Annotated in this window: 18 protein-coding genes; 13 read left to right on the forward strand and 5 right to left on the reverse strand. The window is 59.3% G+C overall.

Annotated features, from left to right (window positions below):
* Positions 1–154 precede the first annotated feature (154 nt).
* From ACN0TA_RS02850 to ACN0TA_RS02875, 6 genes are all read left to right on the forward strand, one after another.
* Positions 155–1,177, forward strand: coding sequence for a TIGR03557 family F420-dependent LLM class oxidoreductase (locus ACN0TA_RS02850; protein ID WP_417579606.1), 1,023 nt, complete (start codon positions 155–157; stop codon positions 1,175–1,177).
* The gene (cofE, locus tag ACN0TA_RS02855; RefSeq protein ID WP_417579608.1) at positions 1,177–1,986 is read left to right on the forward strand and encodes a coenzyme F420-0:L-glutamate ligase; all 810 of its coding nucleotides are present in this window, start codon (positions 1,177–1,179) and stop codon (positions 1,984–1,986) included. The genes ACN0TA_RS02850 and cofE overlap by 1 nt, the downstream gene beginning before the upstream one ends.
* Positions 1,983–3,005, forward strand: a complete 1,023-nt coding sequence (locus ACN0TA_RS02860; protein ID WP_417579610.1) for a putative F420-0 ABC transporter substrate-binding protein — start codon at positions 1,983–1,985, stop codon at positions 3,003–3,005. The genes cofE and ACN0TA_RS02860 overlap by 4 nt, the downstream gene beginning before the upstream one ends.
* A gap of 109 nt (positions 3,006–3,114) precedes the next feature.
* Positions 3,115–4,191, forward strand: a complete 1,077-nt coding sequence (locus ACN0TA_RS02865) for a putative F420-0 ABC transporter permease subunit (RefSeq protein WP_417579612.1) — start codon at positions 3,115–3,117, stop codon at positions 4,189–4,191.
* Positions 4,188–4,961, forward strand: a complete 774-nt coding sequence (locus tag ACN0TA_RS02870) for an ABC transporter ATP-binding protein (RefSeq protein WP_417579614.1) — start codon at positions 4,188–4,190, stop codon at positions 4,959–4,961. The genes ACN0TA_RS02865 and ACN0TA_RS02870 overlap by 4 nt, the downstream gene beginning before the upstream one ends.
* A 97-nt stretch (positions 4,962–5,058) precedes the next feature.
* Entirely contained in the window at positions 5,059–6,060 is a 1,002-nt protein-coding gene (locus ACN0TA_RS02875) for a TIGR03842 family LLM class F420-dependent oxidoreductase (RefSeq protein ID WP_417579616.1), read from the forward strand.
* Positions 6,061–6,087: 27 nt separating this feature from the next.
* Here the strand turns inward: ACN0TA_RS02875 and argE are convergent, their stop codons facing one another.
* From argE to eutB, 4 genes are all read right to left on the reverse strand, one after another.
* Complete coding sequence (gene argE, locus ACN0TA_RS02880) at positions 6,088–7,254, reverse strand: acetylornithine deacetylase (RefSeq protein ID WP_417579618.1); 1,167 nt, start codon at positions 7,252–7,254, stop codon at positions 6,088–6,090.
* Between the two features lie 75 nt (positions 7,255–7,329).
* Positions 7,330–8,514: a M24 family metallopeptidase gene (locus tag ACN0TA_RS02885; RefSeq protein WP_417579620.1), complete on the reverse strand. Its 1,185-nt coding sequence runs from the start codon at positions 8,512–8,514 to the stop codon at positions 7,330–7,332.
* Between the two features lie 33 nt (positions 8,515–8,547).
* Complete coding sequence (eutC, locus tag ACN0TA_RS02890; RefSeq protein WP_417579622.1) at positions 8,548–9,540, reverse strand: ectoine utilization protein EutC; 993 nt, start codon at positions 9,538–9,540, stop codon at positions 8,548–8,550.
* Positions 9,540–10,532 carry a hydroxyectoine utilization dehydratase EutB gene (eutB, locus tag ACN0TA_RS02895; protein ID WP_417579624.1) on the reverse strand — a complete coding sequence of 331 codons (993 nt, stop codon included), beginning with the start codon at positions 10,530–10,532 and terminating at the stop codon, positions 9,540–9,542. The genes eutC and eutB overlap by 1 nt, the downstream gene beginning before the upstream one ends.
* A 394-nt stretch (positions 10,533–10,926) precedes the next feature.
* Between eutB and ehuB the strand changes: the two genes are divergently transcribed.
* The 5 genes from ehuB to ACN0TA_RS02920 all read left to right on the forward strand — a co-directional run bounded on the left by ehuB (position 10,927) and on the right by ACN0TA_RS02920 (position 14,698).
* Positions 10,927–11,796 carry an ectoine/hydroxyectoine ABC transporter substrate-binding protein EhuB gene (gene ehuB, locus ACN0TA_RS02900; protein ID WP_417579626.1) on the forward strand — a complete coding sequence of 290 codons (870 nt, stop codon included), beginning with the start codon at positions 10,927–10,929 and terminating at the stop codon, positions 11,794–11,796.
* A 107-nt stretch (positions 11,797–11,903) separates the two neighbouring features.
* Entirely contained in the window at positions 11,904–12,575 is a 672-nt protein-coding gene (ehuC, locus tag ACN0TA_RS02905) for an ectoine/hydroxyectoine ABC transporter permease subunit EhuC (RefSeq protein ID WP_417579628.1), read from the forward strand.
* A gap of 4 nt (positions 12,576–12,579) precedes the next feature.
* Positions 12,580–13,272, forward strand: a complete 693-nt coding sequence (gene ehuD / locus ACN0TA_RS02910) for an ectoine/hydroxyectoine ABC transporter permease subunit EhuD (protein WP_417579630.1) — start codon at positions 12,580–12,582, stop codon at positions 13,270–13,272.
* On the forward strand, positions 13,269–14,048 hold the full coding sequence (ehuA, locus tag ACN0TA_RS02915) for an ectoine/hydroxyectoine ABC transporter ATP-binding protein EhuA (protein ID WP_417579632.1): 780 nt from the start codon (positions 13,269–13,271) through the stop codon (positions 14,046–14,048). The genes ehuD and ehuA overlap by 4 nt, the downstream gene beginning before the upstream one ends.
* Before the next feature lie 125 nt (positions 14,049–14,173).
* Positions 14,174–14,698 (forward strand): Lrp/AsnC family transcriptional regulator, encoded by a 525-nt coding sequence (locus ACN0TA_RS02920; RefSeq protein ID WP_417579634.1) that lies wholly within the window; start codon positions 14,174–14,176, stop codon positions 14,696–14,698.
* A gap of 47 nt (positions 14,699–14,745) precedes the next feature.
* Here the strand turns inward: ACN0TA_RS02920 and ACN0TA_RS02925 are convergent, their stop codons facing one another.
* Positions 14,746–15,675 carry an aldo/keto reductase gene (locus ACN0TA_RS02925; RefSeq protein WP_417579636.1) on the reverse strand — a complete coding sequence of 310 codons (930 nt, stop codon included), beginning with the start codon at positions 15,673–15,675 and terminating at the stop codon, positions 14,746–14,748.
* A gap of 249 nt (positions 15,676–15,924) precedes the next feature.
* Here ACN0TA_RS02925 and ACN0TA_RS02930 point away from each other — a divergent pair, with 249 nt between their 5' ends.
* Positions 15,925–17,415 (forward strand): NAD-dependent succinate-semialdehyde dehydrogenase, encoded by a 1,491-nt coding sequence (locus ACN0TA_RS02930; RefSeq protein ID WP_417579638.1) that lies wholly within the window; start codon positions 15,925–15,927, stop codon positions 17,413–17,415.
* 48 nt (positions 17,416–17,463) lie between these two features.
* Positions 17,464–18,834 carry an aspartate aminotransferase family protein gene (locus tag ACN0TA_RS02935; RefSeq protein WP_417579640.1) on the forward strand — a complete coding sequence of 457 codons (1,371 nt, stop codon included), beginning with the start codon at positions 17,464–17,466 and terminating at the stop codon, positions 18,832–18,834.
* Positions 18,835–18,983: the final 149 nt, after the last annotated feature.

Genomic DNA, 18,983 nt, shown 5'->3' on the forward strand with positions numbered 1-18,983 from the left:
TGTCTTCGCCTTCGATCCCGGCATTGGTCGGGATCGGGGGAGATTCATCGTCTGCAAATCGAAGCAAAAAATTTTACCAAAAGGTCAAAATTACCTCTGTTGCTCTCTGGACCTTTGTGATTGACTGATCGCAAAGCCAAGGGGAGTGCCATCGATGTCGGTATTTAAGACCGGGCCGGAGGGGTTGATCGGCTATGCGGTGATGCTCGAACAGTTCCACCCGCGCGATTGTGTGGAGCTGACCGAATATGCCGAGCAAAACGGCTTCAACGGCGCGATGGCCGCCGATCATTTCCAACCGTGGGTGCCCCAGCAGGGCCAGTCCGCTTTTGTCTGGAATGTCCTGACGGCCATTGGCGAGCGTACGCGGGGCGATATGGGGCCGGGGGTCACCACGCCGACATTTCGCTGGCATCCGGCAATGGTCGCCCAGGCGTCAGCAACCCTTGCAGCAATGTATCCAAATCGGCACTGGCTCGGCGTCGGGGCGGGCGAAGCGCTTAACGAGAGCTTTCTCGCTCAATACTGGCCTGATGTGGGCGAGCGCTCGGCGCGCATGTTCGAGGCCGTTCAGATCATCAAGAAGCTGTTCGAGAATTCGGCAGCCGGCAAGAACACCAAGCACAATGGCGATTATTACAGGATGGAATCCACCCGGCTGTGGACCATGCCTGAAACCATCCCTGAAATCCTCGTCGCCACGGCGGGACCGATCAACGCCAAAAAGACCGGAAAATTTGCCGATGGCATCATCACGGTCGGTGCGCCGCTTGAAAAGATCGAGATGCTGTTCGAGAAGTTTGCCGAAGGGGCGCGCGAGGCGGGCAAGGACCCTGACACGATGCCCAAGGTGCTCCAGCTCCACATGAGCTGGGCGCCGACTTATGAACAGGCCCTTGAAAACGCAATGGTCGAATGGCCCAATGGTGGCATGAAATTCCCCAAGGCCGACATCCGCTCGCCGTTTGATTTCGAACAGATGGCCAAGCTTGTGCGGCCGGAGGACTTCAACGGCCGCATGGTCATTTCTCCCGATCCCCAAGAGCATCTCGAACACATTCAGAAATTTGCCGATTTTGGGTTTGACCGTATCTATCTGCACAATGTGGGCCGTAACCAGCGCGAATGGATTGACGTCTTTTCGCGCGAGGTGTTGCCAAAACTCAAGAAGCGCTGATGGCCAACCGCCTGACACTCTGGGGGATCGAGGGCATTCCGGAAATCGCGGCCGGTGACGATCTGGTCGCGCTGATCTGCGATGCAGTAACCGCGATGACGACAGCCGAACCCGGCGCTGCGCTTGCCGATGGCGATATCCTCATAGTGACCTCCAAGATCGTCTCGAAAGCCGAGGGGATGCAGATACCCATTGAGGCCCGCGAACTGGCAATCGATGAGGATACAGTCCGCATCGTAGCCGAACGTGTCCATGCCGGCGGGGTCACAAGGATTGTTGAGACTCGACAGGGCCTTGTGATGGCCGCAGCGGGGCTCGATACCTCCAACGTCCCGGACGGGTTGGCCCTGCGGTTGCCCCGCGATCCCGACATGTCGGCAAGGCATTTGTGCAGGGCGTTGCGTGAAAAAACCGGAAGGCATCTGGGCCTGATCATCACCGATACGCTTGGACGACCCTGGCGGGTCGGACAGACAGACGTCGCCATTGGGGCCGCCGGCGTGCAGCTCGTTGACGATCTGCGCGGTGGGGTCGATGCCAATGGAAGGCCCCTGAATGTCACGGTCACAGTCCTGGCCGACGAGCTGGCCGCTGCCGCCGACCTTGTCAAGGGCAAGGCCTCGCGCATGCCTGTTGCAGTCGCGCGCGGCTTGTCGCGGCTGGTCACCGATCTCGATAGCCCCGGCGCCAAGACCCTGGCCCGGCTCGGAAATGACGACATGTTCCGCTTGGGCTCCACCGAGGCCTATCAACAAGGCTATGACGCGGCCACGCGCGTGCTGACGGACAGCAAGGAAAAGGTCAAATGAGCCAGTCGACCAAGAGCCACCTGGTCGTCGGTAGGAGTGCGGTCCGATTGCCGACGCTGCCGTCTGCCGGCAATTGGCTCAAAGTTGCATCGCTCTCGGTGCTTACAGCTTTGTCTGTTGCCCCTGCTAAGCCTGGTTTCGCCACAGACTATCCGCTTACCCTCGTGAACTGCGGCACAGCAGTCACGTTCGATGCGCCGCCGGAGCGCGTCGTCGCCATCAAGTCCACGGCAACCGAATTGCTGCTGGCCCTCGGTCTTGCCGACAGGATCGTCGGTGTCGGATTCCAGGACGGGGCCGTGCCCGATGGATGGGCGCCAGAAACGCCGCTGACGGTGCTTGCCGACCGCGTGCCGTCTCAGGAAGTTGTGCTCGAAGCCGAGCCAGATCTTGTCTATGGCGGCTGGGAGTCGAGCTTTGCTGCAGATGGCGCTGGCACCCGTGATAGTCTGCACGCGCTCGGCGTTGCAACCTATGTCGCGCCGACGGCCTGCCGCTCGGGGGCGGCGCCTGAAAAGCTGTCGTTCGAGGATGTGTTCGACCAGATTTCCGAAATGGGCAGAATATTCGATGTCGAAGATCGCGCCGCCGAGCTCTTGGGTGCCCAACGCACAATGCTCGAAGAGATCAAGCCCGTCGCGGGCCTGACAGGGGTCTGGTACTCTTCGGCCACCGATACGCCCTATGTCGGTGCCGGTCTTGGCGGCCCACAGATGACTATGGAAGCGCTGGGCATCACCAACATCTTTGCCGAAATCGATGACACATGGACCTCGGCCAGTTGGGAGGCAATTGTCGATGCCGACCCTGACATCATGGTCCTTGTCGACGCCGCCTGGAATTCGGTCACCCAGAAAATCAGGCTCCTGAACGACAACCCTGCTACAGCCAATCTCAGTGCCGTTCAGAACGAGCGCTTCATCGTCATCCCGTTCCCCGCAGCCGAACCGGGCATTCGTTCCATTCCCGCTGCAGCCGATCTGGCGCGCCAGCTTCAAGAGCTGGATTTGGGGCAATGACGCTCACTTTTCGTTTCCTGTACAACAGTCGGAGGCCATGGCGGGGCGCCTCGGGTGCCGGTGTGGTGGCCAATGCTGCTGGTTCCCGGATCGGATCCGGGGCAGCGACGTGGAGGGCGTTCTTCTGATGGTCGACGCCCCGCTCGGCCTGTCCGCCCTGACGCCCGCTGCCTTGCGGCGGCTCAGATTTCAGACCGGGCTGGCGGGGCTGGCACTGTTGCTCTGCGCATCCCTCGTCATCGCTGTCACAATTGGTCCCGCAGCGATCTCCCCTGCTGAGGTCTGGGCGGTGATCGCACACAAACTCGGTCTTATCGCAGAAAGTCCGGTCACCAGTTTGCGCGAGGGCATCGTGTGGGAATTGCGCCTGCCGCGGGTTCTCGCCGCTGCCGCGGTTGGTGCGGGGCTGGCCATTTGCGGTGCAGTGATGCAGGCCCTGACACGCAATCCGCTGGCCGACCCCTATCTTTTGGGCCTGTCCTCGGGGGCATCGGTCGGCGCGGTGGCGATGATGCTTATTGGCGCAACGCTCTTGCTGCCGGTTGGAGCCTTCATCGGTGCGCTGCTGGCCATGGCGCTGACCCTTGGCCTTGCCCGCGCCTTGGGCACCATTACGGCCTCACGCGCTATTCTCGCGGGGCTCGCTGTCTCTGCGCTTGCCGCTGCGCTGACGTCATTTTTGATATTTTGGACAGCCACCGGGGATTCCTATCGCGAAATTCTGTCTTGGCTGATGGGGTCGCTGGCCGGCACGCGCTGGTCCGATACCGGTCTTGCTCTGATCGCGCTTGGATTGGTGGGGATGCCTCTCATTGTCTCGGGCCGCATACTCGATGGCTTTGTTTTCGGCGATACCGCCGCGCACGCGTTGGGTATCGATGTCGAGCGTACGCGTTGGATCATGCTCGCCGGTACGGCGCTTTTGACAGGGGTGCTGGTCGCGATGTCCGGCGCTATCGGCTTTGTTGGCCTCATCCTGCCCCACGCTGTGCGCCTCATCGCTGGCGGACGGCACCGTCATCTTCTGCCACTGGCTGCGCTGGCCGGAGCCGTCTTTATGGTTTGGACAGACACAGCGGCGCGTACCCTGTTCGACCCGCGCGAATTGCCCGTCGGCATCGTGACCGCCATGATCGGAGCGCCCGCCTTCTTCCTTATCCTCCTGCGCAACAGGGGGGCGACATGAGCCTTGTCATTGAAAACGCAACCCTCGCGCTCGAGGGTAAGACCATTCTCGACGATGTCTCCTTTGCCATCCGGCCTGGTCGGCTGAACGCCCTGATTGGCCCGAACGGCGCGGGAAAGTCCTCGATCCTGCGTGTGATCCTTGGCTTTGAATCGTCGGCTCGCGCCCATATCGACTTTGAAGGGTCAGATTTTCACGCCCAATCACGCCGCGCGCGGGCCCGTATTGCCGCGCTCGTTGAACAGACCGCGGCCACCGAGCAGCCAATCGAAGTACATGACGTTGTGATGCTGGGCCGGCTCCCGCATCAGGGCATGTGGGCCGCTGACAGCGAGAAGGACGATGAAGCTATCGTTGCCCGTGCCATGACCCGTGCCGGGGTCGCCGGGTTTGCCAGCCGGCGCTTTTCAACCCTTTCTGGCGGCGAACAACAGCGCGTGCACATTGCTCGTGCCCTGGCGCAGTCTCCGCGCCTGTTGTTGCTCGATGAGCCGACCAATCATCTCGATCTCTCGGCCCAGATCGCCGTTATGAACGTCCTCCGCGCACTGGCCGATGAGGGACTGACGATCCTGGTCACCATGCATGACCTCAATCTCACCGCCGCATGGTTCGACACGGTCATTGCGCTCGATCGGGGCAGGCTGGTGGCACAGGGTAACCCCGACACGGTTATCGATTCTGCCTTCGTGGCCGAGGTTTATGGCGTTGCTGCAACCATAGTGCCAAACCCTGCAACGGGCCGCCCGATGATCGCCTACGGGCCATAGCGAATTTCTCTTGCGTGGTCGTCAAAAATTTGATCGTCTGGTCAAAATATTCCCGTTCGGCAAAAACGGGACAGGCTCGAACAAGGGGTAGGGAACAATGGAATTCGGGGTCACCTTCAAGGGCTTTGTCGATCATGACAGAGCGCGTTATTTGATCCAGGCAGCCGAATATGCCGGGTTCACATATTGCTGGTTCTACGATTCCCATATTCTTTGGCGTGACCCCTATCCGGCCATGGCCATGGGTATGGAATGGACAAGATCGATGCGGTTCGGTCCGCTCGTCACCAACCCCGATGTGCGCGACTGGTCGGTTGCTGCCTCGCTGTTCGGTTCGCTCGCCAAACAGAGCGGTGGGCGTTTCGACCTTGCCGTTGGTCGTGGGGATTCCTCGCGCCGCGTTATGGGGCACAAGCCGGCGACACTGAAGCGCGTTGCAGAATTTATCGCTAAGACCCGAGCCATGGTCCGTGGTGAAGAGGTGACGTATGGGAATGTGCCCAATTCCGTGCAATTTCCCTGGGCCGTCGGCCATGAAATGCCTGCATGGATAGCCGCCTACGGACCTCTGGCGCTCAAAACCGCTGGCGAAAGCGCCGATGGTGTCGTGCTTCAGATTGCCGAGCCCGGCCTTTGCAAATGGTTTACCGATCAGTGCATCGCGGCAGGTAAGGCGGCCGGGCGCGATATGTCGACCTATCGTTCGATGGCTGCGGCGCCGGCCTATTTTGGTGACAAAAAAAGTGCCATCGAAGCCACCAAATGGTTTCCCGCCATGGTGGGAAACCATGTTGCCGATATCGTTGAGAAGTATGGCGCCGATTCCGACAAGGTGCCCGCCAGCCTGACATCATATATCGAGGCCCGTCGCGGCTACGATTATTCCAAACACGGTCAGTCCGATAACCCCTATCTTGACTTCATCACCGACGAGATCGTTGAGAGCTTTTGTGTGTTGGGCGAGCCAAAAGATCACATTGCCAAGATCCGCGACCTCGAAGCCGCAGGGGTCACTCAGTTCAACATCTATCTCGATTCAGGCGAGGAAGAAGACATCATCGCCCGCTATGGACGCGAAGTTATTCCGGCGTTTCGGTAAGTGCGGACGGGGCTTGGGCCCCGCCCGTTACTGATCGCGTTCCAGTCCCTCGATCATCTCAAGGCAGGCGCTCAACTGATCGAGTTCGACAAACTCGTCGGGCTTGTGTGCCTGCTCGATCGAGCCGGGCCCGCAGATCACAGTGTCGATCCCCATCTCCTGAAACAAGCCCGCCTCGGTCGAAAACGCCACGCATTCGGCGGGATCCTCGTTGCCCGTCAGCGCCCGCACAAGCGCCACAGCTTCCGATTTGGTCATCGGCTCAAGGCCGGCGACTTCGCCGATCGTCTCGGTGATCACGGCAGCATCGGGATGGATATCGACCATCTTGGGCAACAGGGTTTTCTCGACAAAGGCTGTGATCTGTTCATGGGTAAAGGAAAAATCGCCCGAATTGACGTGGCGCAATTCCCATTCCACCGAGCATGAGCCGGGGATGATGTTGCGGGCAATGCCGCCAGCCATTTTACCGATCTGGATTGTCGACCAGGGCGGATCGAACCTGCTGCCTTCCGGCGCGCGGTCTTTTAGCGCCCCACCGATTTCGAGCAGCTTGGTGACATACTGCACAGCATATTCAACAGCATTGACGCCCCTCTCGGGCATTGATCCGTGACCCTCAAGTCCAGTGAAATGCGTCGTGTATTCGCAGCATCCCTTGTTGCCCTCGACAATCTTCATCATCGTTGGCTCGCCCACTATGCACAGTGATGGCTTGCGGCCCGTCGTCTTGAGTTCCTTGAGCATCACATGCGCGCCAAGACACCCCACCTCCTCGTCATAGGTAAAGGCCAGATGGATCGGGCGTTTGAGGTCGATCTCCTGGAAGTAGGGCGCAAAGGCCAGCGCGCACGCTATAAAGCCCTTCATGTCGCACGACCCACGACCGTAAATCCGCCGATTGCGCAGCGTGGCGGTGAAGGGATCCGAACTCCAGTCCTGTCCCTCGACAGGCACCACATCGGTGTGGCCGGACAGCACAATGCCCCCGTCGGCCTCAGGCGGCCCCAGCGTTGCGAAAAGATTGGCCTTGTTACCGGTCTCGTTGAGCGTGAGGTAGGTCCGCGTCCCGATCTGATCGAGCCTATGATTGATATAGGCGATCATTTCGAGGTTGCTCTCTGAGGATACCGATTCAAACCCGATCAGATCCGCGAGGATCTCCAGCGTTTCACCGAGCAGTCTATGGGCCAAGGTTTTCTCCAATATTGATATGTGTTCTTGGCGAAGCCCCAAACCCTCCAAGGCGCGAAGGGGCGTCCATCCCTTTTAGGTTTTCACGAACAGTTCGCGCGGCACATTGGCCAGGCATTCCGGCCCACCATCGTCGGTAATGCGCATGGTCTCGGTGATTTCCAATCCCCAATCGGGCGTCCAGATGGCCGGCATGAAGTGAAACACCATATTGGCCCGCAGGACTGAAGGATCGCCCGGACGGATGCTCATTGTGTGCTCGCCCCAATCGGGAGGATAAGACAGCCCGACCGAATATCCGGTGCGTGAGGTTTTCTCGACGCCATATTTCTTGAGGACGCCGAAAAACGCGTCGGCGATCTCCCCGCAGGTATAGCCGGGCTTGGCCACGGCCATGCCGGCAGCCAGACCTTCGAGCACCGCCTCTTGCGCCTTGAGCATGTCCTTGGGTGGCTTGCCCAGATAGACGGTCCGAGAAATCGGGCAGTGGTAGCGCTTGTAGCACCCTGCAATTTCAAAGAACGTGCCTTCGCCTTTGACAAGTTCCCTGTCGTCCCAGGTCAGATGAGCAGCGGCGGCATCCCGCCCCGATGGGGTCAGCGGCACGATGGCCGAATAGTCTCCACCATAGCCGTCGGCACCGACAAGGGAGGCATGATAGATTTCGGCGACAAGCTCGTTCTTGCGCAATCCCGGTCGCGTCACCTCCCGGATCCGCGCATGCATGGCCTCAACGATGCGCGCCGCCCGGCGCATATACTCGATTTCGGCCTCCGATTTGACCGAACGCTGCCAGGTGACAACCGAGGTCGCATCGACAACAGCGATGTCGTGGATTTCGGCACGCAACGTTTCAAGGCATGCGGCGGTGAAATAGTAATTGTCCATCTCGACGCCGATACGGCGCTGATCCCAGCCCTTGTCCTTGAGCACGCCGCTCAGATGCACATAGGCATGTTTTTCGGGGTTCTGGACGAAATCGTCGGGATAAAAATAGATCGAGTCTGTCGACAGCCATGTGGTCTTTTCGGCGCCCACGGCATCCATGGGGCGTCCCCACCACAACGGCTCGTCGGTCAGCGAAACGATCACCGCCTGATGCACGTAAAAGCTCCACCCGTCATACCCGGTCAGCCAGTGCATGTTGGAGGGATTGGTCACGATCAGGACATCGATGCCCTGCGTCTGCATCGACCGGCGCACGGCCTCCAGGCGCTCGTAATATTCGGGTAGTGTAAACGGCAGGCGGGTGTTGGGCATTTTGCCTAAGCGCTCCAGAAATAGACCTGACAATCAGGTCTGGATGAGTGTGCCCGCGCCGCTCGTTTGCGCGCGCGTTCGGGCCAGGGTGGCGATAGCGGTATCCTGAACCCCGGTTCCGGTGAGGTCGACGAATGTGATCTGGTTGGGATCGGTGCGTCCCGCCCCGGTTCCGGCGATCACCTCTCCAAGTTCGGAAAACACTGCGTCATCATCCACATGCCCCGTCGCTATTGCGTGGTGCAATTCGCCCAGCAGACGTGTCTGGCTCAGACGGTCGGCGATGTAGACATCCGCTTTTTTCACTAGCGCCGGGTCGATTTCGTTCTTGTGCTCCGCATCCGATCCCATAGCGGTCAGATGCTGGCCCGGTTCGATCCAGTCGGCCATGACAAGTGGTGCTGTGGCTGGTGTTGTGGTCACGATTACATCGGCCCCGCGCACAGCGGCCTCGGGGCTGCTTGCCACCAGCGCCGCGATCTTTAGGGTCTGGGAGGCGTGGCGCGCCAGATCTTCGGCTTTGTTCCGATCGCGCGCCCAAATCACAGCCTTCTTGATCGGTCGCACCAGCGCGAGCGCCTCGAGCTGCAGTTTGGCCTGCATCCCGGCCCCGATTATGGCGACACTCTCGGAATCGACGCGCGAAAGATGTTTGGCCGCGACTGCTCCCGCCGCCGCCGTCCGAACATCTGTCAGATATCCGTTATCGAGCAGCAGCGCTTCGAGCAGTCCGGTCTTGGCCGATAACACAACCATCAACCCATTGGTTGAGGCCAGCCCCAGCCGGGGATTGTCGAAAAAGCCCGGACTCATCTTAATCGCAAAGCTGTCCAGTCCGGGAACATAGGCAGTCTTGACGTCCACCTCGCCATTCGCCTCGGCAATATCGAGCCGCAAGATCGGCGGCATGACAACATCGCCCCCGGCCAGCGCCACAAAAGCGCTCTCGACACAATCGAGCGCCTCGAGATCAAGCGGTACGAGCGTTCTCAAATCGGCTTCTGTAAGGATCTGCACATCAGCCATTATGCCGCCTCGCGCAGGGCTTTGTGCGTGCCGGCAACGATCTGACTGTGCACGGACATGTCGATATTGCCGCCCGAGAGCACAAGAGCTGTCGGCCCGCTCGGTTTGAACTTTCCGGCAAGGATCGCCCCGATCCCCACAGCTGCCCCGCCTTCAAGCACTGCGCGTTCCTGGAAATAGCCATGGGCGATGGCCTGGGCGATTTCGCGTTCGCTTAAAACTATGGTTTCGTCGACGAGCTCGCGCACCATGGAGAAGGTGTAGCGATTGGCCAATCCGATCCCCCCGCCGAGCGAATCGGCAAGCGTTTCAACCTCTTCAACATCGATGGGCCTGCCCGCCGCAAGGCAGGCAACCATCGCAGCACCGCGCTCCATGCTCACCCCGATGACTCGTGTGCGCGGCGACAGGGTTTTTATCGCCAGCGCAATCCCGGCAATCAGCCCGCCACCCGAAAGCGGCACCAGCACAGCATCGAGCTCGGGCGCGTCCTCCATGATTTCAAGCCCGATCGTTCCTTGTCCTGCGATCACTTCGGCCCGGTCGAACGGCGGGATATCGACAAAACCGGCCTCTTTGACCAGCCGGTCCACCTCGATTTGCGCATCGTCCTGACTCTTGCCCACGATCCGCGCTTCCGCCCCAAGTGCCTTTATCGCTTCTATCTTGTTGGTCGGCACCAGTGATGACATGCAAATCACCGCCCGCGTTCCTGCGGCGTTGGCGGCGTGTGAAAGGGCGCGACCATGATTGCCGGTCGACGCGGCGGTTACCCCGCGAGACCGCTCCTGGTCGGAAAGGGAAAGTACGGCATTGGTGGCGCCACGCAGCTTGAAGCTGCCGGTCAGTTGCTGATGCTCGTTTTTCAGGAGGATCGTCTGTCCGGTCGTTTCGGACAGCGCCTGGCTCGTCGTTTGCGCTGTGCGGTGCACAAGCTTGCAAATGCGTCGGCGGGCCGCGAGAACCTCCGCCATCGTCACCATTGCGGCCATGCACCACCCCTCAGTTCTGCACGCGAGTCAGCCGACACACCGACCCTATGCGCCACGTGCGGGCTTGTTCGGCATTTCATTTTCCTTCGACTATGCAGCCACGTAGCGAGGGTGGTCCTTCCATTTTGACCAAACTTGGCAGGACATCTTGCTGCCAAACCCCGCCCTATATAGACGTATCGTCCCTCGACTTGTGGCAAGAAGTTGGCAACCCTAGTCCGTGTTAAAGCATTATGTGCAGCGAACGCTCAAGTTCGGCAGTGACGAGGTGGCTTTGTCCCTGAATAGATTTCGGGTGCGATGCCGCCCGACTTTGAATGAATTGTGAGCCTATTTGGCTTCAATTTTGGCACTGCGCACAATGTCAGCGATAATATCAAAGGACAGGAACATTATGCACACAACAATTTCCAAGGCCCTCAAGACAACCCTGCTCGCCGGCGCAGCCGCGCTCACCTTTGCAGGCGCCACTCAGGCCGCAAGCCTTGAAGAAATTCAGGAGAGCGGTTCGATCCGCATCGCGGTCGCCAATGAAATTCCCTATGGCTATATCGATCCGGTTTCGGGTGAAGCCATGGGCGCTGGTCCCGATGTGGCAAAGTACGTGGTCGAGCAGCTCGGGGTCACCGACATCGAATGGATCACCACTGACTTTTCGTCGCTGATCCCTGGTCTGCAGGCCGACCGTTTCGACATGGTCGCCGCTGAAATGGCGATCATTCCGACCCGTTGCGCCACGGTGATCTATTCCGAGCCAAACACCTCGTATGGTGAAGGTCTCCTGGTCCCTTCCGGTAACCCTGATGGGTTGAGCGGTTATGCAGATTTCGCAGAAAATTCGGACCTTATGGTTGCCATCATGGCCGGTGCTAACCAGCTCGACATGATGCAGGCCCTTGGCGTTTCCGAGGATCAGCTTGTGACCATTTCGTCCAACGCCGATGCGATCTCGACAGTATCGACGGGCCGGGCAAATGCCTACGCAGCAACCGGTTTGACCGCCAGCGAGCTGGCCGGCCAGAGCGACGCTGTGGAAGTGGCCGAAGGCTTTACCGATCCGGTTATCGACGGCACCGAACAACGTTCGTGGGGCGGCTTCGTCTTTGCACAGGGCAATGAAGAGCTGCGCGATGCGGTCAACGAAGTGCTCGGCGAGTACAAGCAGACCGATGACTGGCTGGCTTCGGTTTCAGGCTACGGCTTTACCGATGCTGATACGTCGCGCTCGTTCGACATGAGCACTGAAGAGCTCTGCACCGAGTAACCTCGGCTAAGTGACCTGATCTGCCAGCGGGCGCTGCGTTTAAGCGCCCGCTGGCGAATTGGTTAAGCTTCACCCGTATCCAGAAAAGCTAGGTCGAGAACGCCTTCATGGATTGGACCCAATATCTCAACCCCCTGATGCAAGGGGCTTGGGTGACGATCGAACTGACGATCTATTCAACTGTTTTTGGTGCGATCCTCGCGTTCGCCGCAGGGATCGGAAAGCTCGCTCACAACCCGCTCATCAAGGCGATTTCGATTGGATATATCGAAATCTTCCGTGGCACATCCCTGCTTGTACAGCTGTTTTGGCTCTATTTTGCATTGCCGGTTGCCGGACAGGCTGTTGGACTTGATCTGCGCCTGCCGCCCGTCGTTGCCGGGGTCATGGCATTGTCGCTCAACATTGGCGCTTATGGCGCCGAAGTTGTCCGGGGGGCCATCGAGTCGGTCTCAAAAGACCAGTACGAAGCTGCCAAGGCGCTCAATTTCACACCGCGCAAAACGCTCTGGCGCGTAGCGCTGCCCCAGGCCATCCCCGAGATGATGCCGTCTTTCGGCAATCTCGCGGTTCAAAATCTCAAGGATACAGCGCTTGTCTCGCTGATTTCCTTGTCCGACCTGGCCTTCCGCTCCGAGCAGCTACGCAATTTCACCCAGGATTCGACGACGATCTATACGATGGCGCTGCTCATGTATTTCGGTTTGGCCCTGGTTCTGACGGCTATGATGAAGCTGCTCGAACGCTTCGTCGGCCGTTGGCGCGCAGGAGCGAGGTAAGACAATGCTATTTGGAATTGCATGGGATACGTCGTCCGGCTGGGCTTTCGCCGCCTCCATCCTGCCAATCCTCTTGATCGGCATGTGGGTGACCATTCAGGCAACGGTGCTTGGCTTTTTCATCGCTCTGGTTGTCGGGCTCGTCTGGGCCGCGCTCAAAGCCGCGCCGCTCAAGATTATTTCTTGGCCCGCTGCGGTGGTTACGGAATTTTTGCGTGACACACCGCTACTGATCCAGTTGTTCTTTCTCTATTACGTGCTGCCCGAATTCGGCATCGTGCTTCCCGCCTTCATGACGGGTGCGTTGGCGCTGGGGCTGCAATATTCGGCCTATACCTCCGAAGTCTATCGCGCCGGCATCGAAGCCGTTGCAAAGGGACAACATGAGGCAGCGCGCGCCCTTAATCTGTCAGGAACGCGCACCTTTACGCACATCATTCTGCCCCAGGCCGTGCCGCGCATCGTGCCAGCCATGGGCAACTACCTTGTGTCGATCATGAAGGACGTGCCGCTGCTTTCGGTGGTGACGGTTCTTGAAATGCTCAACGTTGCGCGCATCATTGGCGATCGCACATTCGATTACATCATTCCGCTCTCGATGGTGGGCGGGATCTATCTCATCATGACTTTGGTGGCTTCAACGGGGGTCCGCTTCGTTGACCGCGCCCTGCCCAAAAGAGGGATTCCGCTTAAATGACCGACCCCATCATCAAGTTCGACAAGGTCGTCAAACGCTTCGACACCTTCACGGTCATCAATGAACTCGATTTCGAGGTTCAGCGGGGCGAAAAGGTCACCATCATCGGGCCGTCCGGGTCGGGCAAGTCCACAGTGTTGCGCATCCTGATGACGCTCGAGCCGATCTCGGACGGCGTCGTCTATGTCGATGGCGATACGCTCTGGCATGAAAAAGCCAATGACGGCAGTCTCAAACCGGCCGGCGAGGGCCATCTGCGCAAGATGCGCGAGAAGATGGGCATGGTGTTCCAGCAGTTCAATCTGTTCCCGCACATGACTGTGCGCCGCAATCTCACCGAAGCGCCCACCCAGGTGCTCGGTGTCTCCAAGGCCGAGGCCAAGGAACGCGCTGACGAATTGCTCGAAATGGTTGGGCTGACTGCTCACGCTGACAAATACCCTCACCAGCTTTCCGGCGGCCAGCAACAGCGCGTCGGGATTGCAAGGGCGCTGGCCATGCGGCCCAAGATCATGCTGTTTGACGAGCCGACCTCGGCGCTCGATCCTGAACTTGTGGGTGAAGTGCTTGGCGTTATCCGGCGGCTGGCCGAAGAGCACGATCTCACCATGCTGCTGGTAACTCACGAAATGAATTTCGCGCGTCAGATTTCCGACAGGGTCTGCTTTTTCGATCAGGGCAAGGTCCTCGAACAGGGCAAGCCCGAGGATCTGTTCACCGATCCAAAGGAAGAGCGCACGCGCGAATTCCTCAAAGCCGTTCTGGAAGACAACTAGCTCTTTCCAACGGCGTGCCGCATTCTTGGCTCATCGGAGGGGTTCTCCGGTGAGGCTTTGCGCTGTGAAACTTTTTCTTCGTAAAAATCTGGACGTTAGGCCACCCAAGAGAGTAGTTTGCGCCGATGCAACAGCTTTTGGCAAAAAGGGGCGCTGCCATTCGCCAGGCTCAATTCAAGCTCGATGACAGAGACCTGAAAATTCTGGCGATCCTCCAGCGTGAGGGCCGCATACCAAAGGCTACGCTCGCTGAACGGGTCAATCTCACGCCCACGCCCTGCTGGGAGCGTCTGAAACGCCTTGAAGATGCGGGTATCATCGAAAGCTATGGCGCAAAAATTTCCCTGCGCGCTTTCGGTCCGCTGACCATAGTGTTTGTGCAGATCGAGCTTGAGAGCCACCAGGCCGAGGTGTTTTCCCGATTCGAAGCCGCTATCGGCAAGATCGACAGGATCGTTGAATGCTGGGCCGTCGGCGGGGGTATCGACTACATGCTCAAGATCATCACCCGCGATCTTGAAGATTACCAGAAACTCATCGAAGATCTTCTGGCGGCCCAGATCGGCGTGCGACGCTATTATTCCTATGTCGTGACATCGCCGGTCAAGGATATCCCCCTCCCGGTTACCGCCGTGGCAGAGGCGAGTTGAGAACTCTCCTCACCCAGCGGTGCCATGCCTGCTGTTAGTTTGTTCGATTACGGCAGTGTATGGCCGGCTGCCGTAAACAGCCGATACCATTCGGCCCGGCTTAGTTCCACGTCGGATCCTGCTGCCGCTTCTGCAACGCGGGTCGGCTTTGTGGTTCCCAGGACGACCTGGATGTTGGCAGGATGCCGTGTGATCCACGCAACGGCGATAGCGCCCGGTGTTACCCCGTGGGTAGCGGCAACATCGTCAAGCGCGTCATTGAGGTCTGGGAACCGTTCGCGATCGCCAACGAAGACTCCGTCGAAAAACCCGGCCTGGAACGGCGACCACGCCTGCAGCGTCATCTTGTTGATCCGCGAATATTCAAGCAGTCCGTTGTCGCGGCTGGCCGATTGCTCGAGCCCGGCCATATTGGCCGCCACCCCTTGTGCGAACAATGGCGCATGGGCCAGCGAAAGCTGCATCTGATTGAAGATCAGGGGTTGGCCGGCCGCTGTTTTGAGCAGGTCGATCTGCCCCGGCGTGTGGTTGGACACACCGAAATGGCGCACCTTGCCCGATACGGCCAGCGTATCGAATGCGTTTGCCACCTCGTCGGGTTCGACCAGCGTATCGGGGCGATGCAGAAGCAGGATATCGAGGTAGTCCGTCCCCAGTGCGGCCAGCGATTCATCGACACTTGTCAGAATATGGTCAGCCGAAAAGTCGAAATAGCCTTTGCGGATGCCGACCTTGGATTGAATGAGAATGTTTTCGCGCTCGGACGCTGACAGGCTCACCGCTTCGCCAAACCGCGCTTCGCATTTGTGCCTCTCGCCGCCATAAATATCGGCGTGATCGAGGACGGTCACACCCACATCGCGGGCCCCGCCGACAAGGGCGTCGATTTCGCTGTTTGTCATCTTGGCAATACGCATCATGCCCAGAACGACACTGGAGACTTCCCGGCCGAGCGCGGGAATTTCATAAGTTTTCATTGTGGGTCGTACCTTTGCGATCGCAGGAAACGAATGGCGGGAGCGCAGCGAGTCGCGCTGTTGCCAGAATAACCCTCTTCGGTTCGGCCTTCAAACCGAGAGAACCATCGCCTTTACCCCCATCAGTTTGGCGCACGTCTCTCCCCGATCCTCGCTAGTATCGCTTTATGTTCCCCAAGCGTGCGGTCGAAACGAGCTGGAGACTTTTTCTCGTCGGCCTGCGCTATAAATCGAAGGACTTCGCGCGCCATGTCGACCCTGTCCGCCAAGCATGCCCCGTACGGCCTTGCCGCCAGCCTTGCCGACCCCGAACTGCTCTGCCAGTTGGCCCATGTGGCTGGCCGCCCGGTCGCCGCAGCCTCGGGCGAAGATATTGCCGTCACAGATCCGGCAACGAGCGATGTGATCGGCACAATTCCCGCGCTCAGCGCAGAGGAATCCTCTGCCGCCATCGATCAGGCCGAAACAGCCTTTTCCCATTGGTCCGCTCTTCTGCCCCAGGAACGCTCTGCGATCCTGCGTCGCTGGTACGATCTCATCATGGACGCGCGTGAAGATCTCGCCCAGATCATGACCGCCGAACAGGGTAAGCCCATTTCCGAGTCGCGCGGCGAGATCGCCTATGCTGCCTCGTTCGTTGAATTTTTTGCCGAGGAAGCCAAGCGCCCCAATATCGAATCCGTAACCTCGCATCTCCCCGATGCTGAAGTGGAAATCTGGCGCGAGCCTGCAGGCGTGGCAGCGCTGATCACGCCCTGGAATTTCCCTTCGGCCATGATCACCCGCAAGGCCGCTGCCGCTTTGGCCGCGGGCTGTACATGTCTTGTCCATCCATCGTCGGAAACCCCGTTCTCGGCGACCGCGCTCGCTGTGCTCGCTGCCCGTGCCGGGATTCCTGCAGGGGCGTTCAACGTGGTGACCGGCAAGGCGCCGACAATCGTCGAACCCTGGACTGCCGATGCCCGCGTGCGCGTGCTCTCGTTCACAGGCTCCACCGAAATTGGCAAGCTGCTCTATCGCCAGTCGGCCGACACAGTTAAGCGCCTCGTCATGGAATTGGGCGGTCACGCGCCCTTCATCGTCTTTGCCGACGCCGATCTCGATCAGGCTGTCGAGGAGGCTGTGAAAGCCAAGTTCGCCACGTCTGGCCAGGATTGTCTCGGCGCCAACCGGTTTTTCATCGATCGTCGTGTTTACGAGAGCTTTGCCGAACGCTTTGCCGAGGCTGCTGCCGCGCTTTCGGTTGGCCCGGGTTCGTCCGATCCCGATATCGGCCCGCTGATGAACGAAAAGGCCGTCGCCAAACAGGTGTCCCATGTCGAGGACGCGCTGGCCAAGGGTGCGAAATGCCTGACCGGGGGCAGGGTGGATGACAGCGGTCCGCTGTTCTTCCAGCCTACAGTCCTGACTGACGTGCCCGCCGACGCCCTCATCATGAATGAGGAAACCTTTGGTCCCGTCGCCGCTCTTTGTCCCTTTGATAGCGAAGAGGAGGCTATTGCTCGCGCCAACGCCACGGAATACGGGTTGATCGCGTATCTGCATACCATGGACCCGCGCCGTATTTACCGCGCCTCCCGCCAGCTCCAGTTCGGCATGGTCGCGGTCAACCGCACCAAGGTCACCGGCGCGCCCATTCCTTTCGGCGGTTATAAGCAATCGGGCATGGGCCGGGAAGGCGCACGGCTCGGCATGGAGGAATTCACCGAGGTGAAATATGTCTGCCGCGACTGGGGCTGAGGGGCAGCACCCGCCGGTATCAAGTATCAAGAATAAAGGACCAAAAAGATGCTCACCAACGATCAGCTCGACCAGTGGGATCGGGAAAATTTCTTCCACCCCTCGACCCATCTCGCCCAGCATGCGCGCGGCGAAAGCCCCAATCGCATCGTCAAGACAGCATCGGGCGTCTATATCGAGGACCGTGATGGCAACAAATTGCTCGACGCCTTTGCCGGGCTTTATTGCGTCAATGTCGGCTATGGCCGCACCGAAATCGCCGACGCCATTGCCGAGCAGGCCAAAGAGCTTGCCTATTACCACGCCTATGTCGGCCACGGCACCGAGGCCTCGATCACGCTGGCCAAGATGGTCCTCGATCGCGCGCCTGCCAATATGAGCAAGGTCTATTTCGGGCTCGGCGGGTCCGACGCAAACGAGACCAACATCAAGCTGGTCTGGTACTACAACAACATTCTCGGTCGCCCGGAAAAAAAGAAGATCATCTCGCGCTGGCGCGGCTATCACGGCTCGGGCCTGATGACTGGCTCGATGACCGGGCTTGCAACTTTCCATAACAAGTTCGATCTGCCGCTCTCTCAGGTTATCCATACCGAGGCGCCCTATTATTATCGCCGCCCGCGCCGCAATATGAGCGAGGCCGAATTCGTCCTCCATTGCGCCGCCGAACTCGAGGCGCTGATCGAGCGTGAAGGCGCCGATACCATTGCTGCGTTTATCGGCGAGCCGATCCTTGGCACCGGCGGCATCGTTCCGCCTCCCGCAGGCTATTGGGAAGCCATCCAGCAAGTCCTGGAGCGGCACGATATCCTGCTCATCGCCGACGAAGTGGTCACCGGTTTTGGCCGCCTGGGGACCATGATGGGTTCGGACCATTACGGTATGCGGCCCGATCTCATAACAATTGCCAAGGGCCTGACCTCGGCCTACGCCCCGCTGTCGGGCTCGATTGTTGGTGACAGGATGTGGCAGGTTCTGATGGATGGGACTGATGAAAATGGCCCTATCGGCCACGGTTGGACCTATTCGGCCCATCCCATCGGCGCCGCAGCCGGGATTGCAAACCTCAATCTGATCGACAAACTCGGCCTTGTTGAAAACGCCGGCTCGACCGGAGCATATCTCAACGCCCAGATGAAGGAGGCTCTTGCCGATCACGCCAATGTCGGCGAGGTGCGTGGCGAAGGCATGCTGTGCGCTGTCGAACTGGTCAAGGATCGCGACACGGCAACATTCTTTGATGCTGGCGAAAAGGTCGCGCCGCGTATCGTTGGCGAAATGGCAAAGCTTGGCGTTATTGCCCGTGCGATGCCGCAGGGCGACATCATTGGCTTTGCGCCGCCGCTGTGTCTGACCCAGGCCGAGGCCGATATCGTAGTCGAAAAGACGGCTGCCGCCCTAAATTCAGTGCTCGGCTGATAGGTTCCGAGCAAAGCCGACCCGGCGCGCGCGACTCAAATTGTGCGCCGGGCGCATCAACGGCCTTGTTTTGGGCGCAGTAGCGTTGTAATGAGTATCTTCATACGTTCGATGCGCTTGGCTACCTGATCTGCCGGTACTTTTCCGGT

The sequence above is a fragment of the Pelagibacterium sp. genome, assembly GCF_048264985.1.
GTDB lineage: Bacteria > Pseudomonadota > Alphaproteobacteria > Rhizobiales > Devosiaceae > Pelagibacterium.

Coding starts and splice junctions, on each gene's coding strand:
- cofE (WP_417579608.1), top strand. CDS start 1,177: ATGGCCAACCGCCTGACACTCTGGGGGATCGAGGGCATTCCGGAAATC.
- ACN0TA_RS02920 (WP_417579634.1), top strand. CDS start 14,174: ATGCAACAGCTTTTGGCAAAAAGGGGCGCTGCCATTCGCCAGGCTCAA.
- ehuD (WP_417579630.1), top strand. CDS start 12,580: ATGCTATTTGGAATTGCATGGGATACGTCGTCCGGCTGGGCTTTCGCC.
- ACN0TA_RS02885 (WP_417579620.1), bottom strand. CDS start 8,514: ATGCCCAACACCCGCCTGCCGTTTACACTACCCGAATATTACGAGCGC.
- ACN0TA_RS02850 (WP_417579606.1), top strand. CDS start 155: ATGTCGGTATTTAAGACCGGGCCGGAGGGGTTGATCGGCTATGCGGTG.
- ACN0TA_RS02860 (WP_417579610.1), top strand. CDS start 1,983: ATGAGCCAGTCGACCAAGAGCCACCTGGTCGTCGGTAGGAGTGCGGTC.
- ACN0TA_RS02870 (WP_417579614.1), top strand. CDS start 4,188: ATGAGCCTTGTCATTGAAAACGCAACCCTCGCGCTCGAGGGTAAGACC.
- ACN0TA_RS02925 (WP_417579636.1), bottom strand. CDS start 15,675: ATGAAAACTTATGAAATTCCCGCGCTCGGCCGGGAAGTCTCCAGTGTC.
- eutC (WP_417579622.1), bottom strand. CDS start 9,540: ATGGCTGATGTGCAGATCCTTACAGAAGCCGATTTGAGAACGCTCGTA.
- ACN0TA_RS02930 (WP_417579638.1), top strand. CDS start 15,925: ATGTCGACCCTGTCCGCCAAGCATGCCCCGTACGGCCTTGCCGCCAGC.
- ACN0TA_RS02935 (WP_417579640.1), top strand. CDS start 17,464: ATGCTCACCAACGATCAGCTCGACCAGTGGGATCGGGAAAATTTCTTC.
- ACN0TA_RS02875 (WP_417579616.1), top strand. CDS start 5,059: ATGGAATTCGGGGTCACCTTCAAGGGCTTTGTCGATCATGACAGAGCG.
- ehuC (WP_417579628.1), top strand. CDS start 11,904: ATGGATTGGACCCAATATCTCAACCCCCTGATGCAAGGGGCTTGGGTG.
- eutB (WP_417579624.1), bottom strand. CDS start 10,532: ATGGCCGCAATGGTGACGATGGCGGAGGTTCTCGCGGCCCGCCGACGC.
- ehuB (WP_417579626.1), top strand. CDS start 10,927: ATGCACACAACAATTTCCAAGGCCCTCAAGACAACCCTGCTCGCCGGC.
- ehuA (WP_417579632.1), top strand. CDS start 13,269: ATGACCGACCCCATCATCAAGTTCGACAAGGTCGTCAAACGCTTCGAC.